Origin of the sequence: Legionella erythra (assembly GCF_001467615.1) — a bacterium.
GTDB lineage: Bacteria > Pseudomonadota > Gammaproteobacteria > Legionellales > Legionellaceae > Legionella_C > Legionella_C erythra.
This window is the reverse complement of the sequence record NZ_LNYA01000034.1, coordinates 161,741-162,360: the sequence shown is the minus strand read 5'-3', so window position 1 is coordinate 162,360 and position 620 is coordinate 161,741. Positions and strand designations below refer to the sequence as shown.

Genomic DNA, 620 nt, shown 5'->3' with positions numbered 1-620 from the left:
GCATTTTTTTCATGAGTATTTCATGTAACTGTTGTTGGAAGTGATAGATTGCCTGGATAGCTGGATTTTCAGCGAGAAAGGCATCACGCTTAGCTTTTTTAGAAGTGGTCAGGCGTTCTGGTTTAGTTCTAAGAAGGGCGAGTATGCCGCGATTATTTTTTACTTTATTAGACAGCTCACGATAGGTCATCATGCATTGATGCTGCATTAAACGGATGACATGAAAACGGTCAGCGACTATTTTGGCATTGGGGAAATGCTTTTGAACCAGGGAGCGATAGGTACTACTTAAGTCGATGCAGACTACCTTAACGCGCTCTTTACCTGGTAATGAGTTGAGATAGCCAGCAAGGTCCGTTTCACTTCGGCCTTTGACGATATCAAACACTTTATTTTTTCTTAAGTTACAGAAGGTAGTGGCGAAGCCTTGCTTTCGACTGAAGAAATGCTCATCAATACCCAGAACGGAGGGGCACAGGGCATTGGCTCGCTCTCTATCTTGCTCTTTATAGTGGCGTTGATACCACCTTTCAATAGTCGCTTTCCCTTTGTTAAACAGCTTAGCCAACTCACTTTGAGAAATACCCCAGGTATGTTTATGAAAGACAGCTGCTTGTAAA

General features: G+C 42.7%; 1 protein-coding gene. It reads right to left on the bottom strand.

Going from position 1 to position 620, the window contains the following annotated elements; translation table 11 throughout:
• A partial coding sequence (locus tag Lery_RS15350) for a transposase (protein ID WP_162262977.1) occupies positions 1-620 on the bottom strand: 620 nt, incomplete at both ends.